Annotated in this window: 8 protein-coding genes and 2 pseudogenes; 4 read left to right on the top strand and 6 right to left on the bottom strand. The window is 51.7% G+C overall.

What is annotated here, in order from left to right; all coding sequences use genetic code 11:
* Together B157_RS38955 and B157_RS40440 are read left to right on the top strand one after the other, a co-directional pair.
* Positions 1–251 (top strand): annotated as a pseudogene (locus tag B157_RS38955) (ISLre2-like element ISRsl1 family transposase); the annotation flags it as partial.
* Positions 252–284: 33 nt separating this feature from the next.
* Positions 285–674 carry a COG4705 family protein gene (locus B157_RS40440; protein WP_157618365.1) on the top strand — a complete coding sequence of 130 codons (390 nt, stop codon included), beginning with the start codon at positions 285–287 and terminating at the stop codon, positions 672–674.
* A 161-nt stretch (positions 675–835) separates the two neighbouring features.
* Here B157_RS40440 and B157_RS0109885 read toward each other — a convergent pair whose 3' ends face one another.
* From B157_RS0109885 to B157_RS0109870, 5 genes are all read right to left on the bottom strand, one after another.
* Positions 836–1600: a COG4705 family protein gene (locus B157_RS0109885; RefSeq protein ID WP_020603177.1), complete on the bottom strand. Its 765-nt coding sequence runs from the start codon at positions 1598–1600 to the stop codon at positions 836–838.
* 27 nt (positions 1601–1627) lie between these two features.
* Positions 1628–1783 carry a hypothetical protein gene (locus tag B157_RS38160; RefSeq protein ID WP_157618364.1) on the bottom strand — a complete coding sequence of 52 codons (156 nt, stop codon included), beginning with the start codon at positions 1781–1783 and terminating at the stop codon, positions 1628–1630.
* A 99-nt stretch (positions 1784–1882) separates the two neighbouring features.
* A complete protein-coding gene (locus B157_RS36765) occupies positions 1883–2449 on the bottom strand; it encodes a phosphatase PAP2 family protein (RefSeq protein ID WP_020603175.1) in 567 nt (188 codons plus the stop codon).
* A gap of 57 nt (positions 2450–2506) precedes the next feature.
* Complete coding sequence (locus tag B157_RS0109875; RefSeq protein WP_020603174.1) at positions 2507–3787, bottom strand: sensor histidine kinase; 1281 nt, start codon at positions 3785–3787, stop codon at positions 2507–2509.
* The gene (locus B157_RS0109870; protein WP_020603173.1) at positions 3788–4462 is read right to left on the bottom strand and encodes a response regulator transcription factor; all 675 of its coding nucleotides are present in this window, start codon (positions 4460–4462) and stop codon (positions 3788–3790) included.
* A 152-nt stretch (positions 4463–4614) separates the two neighbouring features.
* Here B157_RS0109870 and B157_RS0109865 point away from each other — a divergent pair, with 152 nt between their 5' ends.
* Positions 4615–5022 (top strand): PepSY-like domain-containing protein, encoded by a 408-nt coding sequence (locus B157_RS0109865; RefSeq protein ID WP_020603172.1) that lies wholly within the window; start codon positions 4615–4617, stop codon positions 5020–5022.
* Between the two features lie 322 nt (positions 5023–5344).
* Here B157_RS0109865 and B157_RS40435 read toward each other — a convergent pair.
* Positions 5345–5500 (bottom strand): annotated as a pseudogene (locus B157_RS40435) (transposase); the annotation flags it as partial.
* 86 nt (positions 5501–5586) lie between these two features.
* On the opposite strand from B157_RS40435, the gene B157_RS38155 reads away from it, so the two are divergent.
* Positions 5587–5773, top strand: a 187-nt coding sequence (locus B157_RS38155) for a hypothetical protein (protein WP_425423191.1), incomplete at its 3' end; no start/stop codon positions are given.

Here is a 5773-nt window from a genome sequence, read left to right as displayed (position 1 = left end):
AAGCAGAACGTACTCGGTTAATGGCTTATCTGGAAGCGAACCGATCCCGGATGCAGTACGGTAGTTTCAGAAATCGGGGTTTGCTGATTGGCAGTGGCCCAATGGAAGCGGCTCATCGCACGGTGATCCAGTGCCGGATGAAGCGCAGTGGTCAACGTTGGACCAACCCGGGGGCTCAGGCGATGCTCAACCTGCGAGTAGCGGCTAAAAGTGGCCGCTGGCAATTAGTCACCAATAACCTTAATAGGTGATAAGTAGTTTTGAAATGCACCTAAGAAAATACGCTGTCTATCCATGAAATAAATAACGATAATAGAGAAAAGTTTTATTGGATAATAGTTTTAACCACATTTGCTTTAGGAACCGGCGTTGGCGATACGGTATCAGAGTATTTAAGTGTAGGTTATTTTTACTCTCTACTTATTTTTGGTTCGATTTTTATTCTGGCCGGTGCTTTAAACTATTTCAAAATTATAAGTGATGTCTTAGCATTTTGGATAGCATTTATTGTCACAAGACCAATTGGTGCATCGTTAGGTGATTTACTTATTCAAGCCCCAAAAGATGGTGGATTAGGAATCGCAGTGGCAACCGTAAATATTGTCTTTTTTGTTGTCATAATTGCTTCAGTTTCATACATAACAATGAGTCGACACCGAAATACGACCGAGTAGATGGATAAGTTGTTTGATCCTATTGGCCTCATACATGACGAATACAAATGACTTTGTTGAGGCAACAAAGTCGATTAAAATTAAGAAAACAAGGCTGATTCATTGTCGAGCTGGTCTATGAACCAAATGGTCGGTGGACGACCTTACGGCTATCACACCGTTTATTTTTCACCCCAGTTGTTTTCGGGCTGCTTTCGGGACGAATACCACATCACCGCAAATAGCAGCCCCGCCGTGATCAGCGCGGCCAGGCCCCGGCCAAAATTCAGCCCACCCTTGTCGAGCGGCTTGGTCAGCAGATCGCCGAACGTAGCCCCGAACGGACGGGTAAAAATGAAAGCCACCCAAAACAGGAAAATCCGGTTGATGCTGGAGTAATAATGCAGCAACACGACCACCACAATGATGCCGCCCGTTACCAGTGCACCGACCCCGTAGCTCAGGCCGATGTTGTCGCTCAAATAATCGCCGAAGGCCGTACCCAGACTGTTGGAGAAAAGGATGGCAATCCAGTAGAAGGCTTCAACGCCGGTGTCAGTAATGGGATAGACCCGAATTTTGCCTTCTTTTCGGTGCCACAGGAACAGTGTGAGTAACAAGCCCGCGAATAAGATCAGTGAGCCGAGCGCGTAGCCCAGCCCCAGGGTTCGGTCCATCAGGTCGGAGATTTCAGTGCCGACGGTGGTGGTGCCGATGATGACTAACCAGTAGAGCACGGTGTGCAGCCGTTCGGCCCGCAACTGAATGGCCAGTACAACTACGAATAGCCCCACGGTGATGCCGAGGCTGATGATATAGCCGAGGTTCAGGGTCATCGAAAAGAAGTCGCCCAGTACTTCGCCGAGGGTGGTGGCCAGCACCTTCATGATCCAGAAGAAAAGCGTGATTTGAGCTACTTTATTGAGGGAATTCTGGTTGGTTTGCATGATTGTTGAACGGGTTAAGGTAACATGTCAATAGGTATTGGTATTACTGCCGCTAAAAGCGGCTAGGAAATACGCCCCACCAGTTGTTCCATTGTAAAAGGGGGCGAGAGCCATGTTATTCCGGCGAACAACCAGGTGCTTCAGCCAGGGGTAGGCCTGATATACGGCTTCGGTAGCCCCCATGCCCACACCCGCCCCAAACAGTACGTCGGCCAGCCAGTGCCGGTTTTTAAGTATCCGAAACGCCCCAACGCCGGTAGCTATGGAATAACCTCCTACGGTTTACCAGGCATCTTGGCCACCGTATTCATGGGCCAGCAGAGCCGCGCTGGTAAAGACAAAGGTGGTGTGTCCTGACGGAAATGCATCATGGCCCACGCCATCAGGACGAGGGTAAGCGACAATGGTCTGCGCCAGGCCGTGCGAAAGTGCCGTCAGGGCAATCTGATCGCCAAACGCGTGTTGTCCCTTCACCCCGGCGGCACCCAGCCCCAGCACCGCCAGCGTGGGCGCAAACTGGGCTATATCGTCCGTGTGAGATGTAAAATTGGGGTATTGCCCGACAACCCGGTCATGCACCTGCCGACTGATTGCCCCCTGCGTCAGCAGCCCGCCCGCCATCAACAGAGTCGGCACAATGTAGTGCGCGGGTTTGAAGGCCGGATGGGTTGGCGTCCGGTTTGAATCAGCCGCAGTAACGAGCGGTTGAGCCATTGTGGGGCTGCTCAGGTGCAGACAACCGGCCAGCACCCAGACACCTGCCAGCTTCCCATTTGGTAGCCTCCACTTTTGAGTAAGTCTAAATACGGCCGGGGCAGTAGCGGTTTTATTTTCCAGATCAATTCCCATAACGGTTGATTACATACAGACCGAAAGCTACGGGCTGATGCTGGAGACAATCTGGAGTCAGCCGAACCAGACCACAAACTGATGTTGCCCATCAGCGTAGTGGTAGCCCAGCGTATAACGATAGGTGTCGGCAATTTTTTTGGTAATGGCCAGCCCCAGCCCGATACCCCCGGTCTGGGCTTCGCCTTTTTGAAAGCGGGCAAACAGCCGGTCGGGGGGAATCGACAGCCGTTCACCCGTGTTGGCGATACGCAGCGACCGCGAGTGTAATTCAATCGTGATGCGGCCGCCGGGGGGCGTGTACCGCACGGCATTCGTGATCAGATTGGCCAGCATGATGTCCAGCAACATCCGGTTGACTGGCAGCGTGGGGCCGTTGGCGAAACCCGTTCGGGATAGCGTAATGGTTTTGGCTTGTATTGTTTCGACAGCCTGGCTGATCAGACTGTTCAGCACGTCGGCCAGGACAACCGATTCGACTTTGGTATACTGCTGATTATCGACGCGGGCCAGCAGCAGCAGACTTTTATTGAGTCTGGTCAGGCGGGCCGTTACGCCGTTAAGCGAACCAATCAGTTCGGCCTGTTCGGGGGTCAGGGGCTGCGTTTGGGTCAGGCGTTCGAGCCGGGTCTGCAATAAGGCCACCGGTGTCTGCATTTCGTGGGCCGCATTTTCGGTAAACTCTTTCTGGTCGGCATAGGACAGGTGGCTGCGCCGGGTCAGTTCGTTCAGGGCCTGGTTCAACCCGTCAAATTCAGTAGTATCTGAAGGGGGAAGGTCCAGCGGTCCGGGTTGCTCGACCCGGTACTGCCGCAATCGGTCCAGCGTCTGGTAGAAAGGAAGCCAGAGCCGCCGGGCCGCCCGTCGGTTCAGCAACAGCAGCCCAACTAGCAGCAGGGTTAGCAGGCCGGTCTGCACCAACACAACGGTACTGAGCAGGTCTTCTTTTTCTACCAGTGAGATACGGGTTAGCAGCCGCACCGGCTGGCCCCGGTACGAGAGCCGGGCCGAGAGTTCGCGAAAAAGTTCGGCCTCAGTCTGTCCGGGAGTCTCCGGCTGCTGAAAAACCACATCATAAATCGTATCGGCAGGGGACGTTTTGGCCGTAGTGGGGTGCAGCCGGGTATTGCCCTCCAAGTCGCGCCAGGTGTAAAGGGCCTGGGGATTGGCAAAGCGGTTGAGTTGCTGCTGGATGGTTTGTTTGCGCTCCCACAGGTTTTCATCGACCTGGTCGATAAACAGTTGCTCAATGACGAGATAGAAAACAGGGGTGCTGATGAGCATAATCAGTGCCGAATACAACAGGTACGTCCGAAGAGTACGGTCCAGTAGTTTCATTTATAATTCAAATTTATAACCCAGCCCGTATACGGTTTTGATGCTGTCGGTTTCACCCAGCTCGTTAATTTTCCGGCGCAGGTTTTTGACATGCGAGTAGATGACATCGAGCGAATCGGCCTGGTCCATGTTGTCGCCCCAAAGGTGTTCGGCAATGGCTTCTTTGGTGAGTACCCGTCCCGGATTGGCCATCAGAAACAGCAACAGATCGTATTCTTTGCGGGTCAGGTCTAGGGGCTGGTTGTTGATCAGAACCTGGAAGGCATCGGGCCGGACGGTAATACCCCGCACGGTTATTTCATTGCGTCCCCCAAAGTGCCGCCGACGCACCACCGACTGTAGCCGCGCACTGAGTTCGGCTAAGTGAAAGGGTTTGGTCATGTAATCGTCGGCTCCAAGTTGCAAACCGGTAACTTTATCCGCCAGCGCGTCTTTGGCCGAAATAATAATGACTCCCGTCTGGCTATCTAACTTCTTGAGCGTCCGCACCAAATCAAGACCATTGCCGCCGGGCAGGGTAATGTCAACGATTACACATTCGTATTGGTAGAGAACAATTTTCTCGGCAGCCGCCGAAAAGGTCGCCACCCATTCGCAGCGGTAGCCTTCCTGAGTCAGGTACGCAACAATGTCGGCGGCCAGTTCGGGTTCGTCTTCAACGAGGAGCAGTTTCATTGGGACAAGGTGCAGACAGAATCTGAATAAATACTGGATTATTTACCGGTTTACCAGTCAACCTTCTGTTTTTGATAATCCAGACTGTCTCCATATTTGGCCGGTATGTTTGTAGCAGTTAAACCAAATTAATCAACCAAATCAATCAGACCATGAAAAAGTACGTGTTAAGTACGATGCTTGGATTATTCGGAATCGTGGGTGTTTCCTGCGCCCAGTCGATTCCGGGGGCGGCCAAAGCGGCCTTCACCAAACTCCACCCGCAGGCTACGGCCGTAAAATGGGACAAAGAAGATGGTGGTTACGAGGCCAGTTTCAAGGAAAAGGGTAAAACGATGTCGGTCGTTATGGACGGTCAGGGTACGCTAAAAGAAACCGAGACCGACATTACCGTGTCTGAACTGCCCGCTACTGTGCGCGACTATGTGGCGAAGCAGATGCCGGGCAAAAAAATCAGCGAGGCAGCCATCATTGTCGACGCGTCGGGCGTGAAAAAGTATGAGGCCGAAGTGGGCGGTAAAGACCTGATGTTCGATATGAACGGCAAGCCATTGAAGTAGGGATAACCCGTTAAAGAGGTGGGCTGGAACTATAACTCCAGTTCACCTTTTTTCTACAAATCAAGTGATTTTACAAGGACAGTACTGCTCCGTTTCCTTCAAGCACAAAATAGCTCGATAACCCATCGACAGGCTTCTGGTACAAGTTGCCTCGCGTTTTCTTTACGCATCTAACATGTTTATAGCCGTACAGGCTTCCCTTGCCATTTTCGTCCAATAAAAGGATAATGAATACTATTAAATGAACTCGCTATGTTGCTATCGATTAAACTACTATCGGCTAAAAGCCGATAGATTTAGGTTCGGCTGAAGCCGACTTAAGCTAGTCCGTGATGGTAAACTCATCATCGCTTTCGGTTGCATCTTGATTTTTGATGTACTCCAAAATCACCTCATCCGTAATATTGCCCGACGTAGCCACAAAATAACCCCGGCCCCATAAATGACGACCGCACCGGCGGACCGGCCAGCGGCTGAAAAATTCGTCGCTATCCCTTAGTGGGTATGGAGTTAATAGAGATTAAGTCAATTTGATTGTTTATCTACACACGCGACCTTTGCCTGATGAAATCGACCCAATGGCGAACCAACCCCACTCGTTTTTTGGCTATGACAGGCTATACCATCGAGCAGTTTGATGCACTCTTGCCCTTCTTTGAAGAGGCCCATGATGACTATCTTCAACGATTTTACCTTGATGGCAAGCCCAGAGAGGGCTACAGACGCTTTGTCTTGTACCAAAACAGTCCCC

The sequence above is a fragment of the Spirosoma spitsbergense DSM 19989 genome, from assembly GCF_000374085.1.
Lineage (GTDB): Bacteria > Bacteroidota > Bacteroidia > Cytophagales > Spirosomataceae > Spirosoma > Spirosoma spitsbergense.
This window is presented reverse-complemented; position numbering and strand designations above follow the sequence as displayed.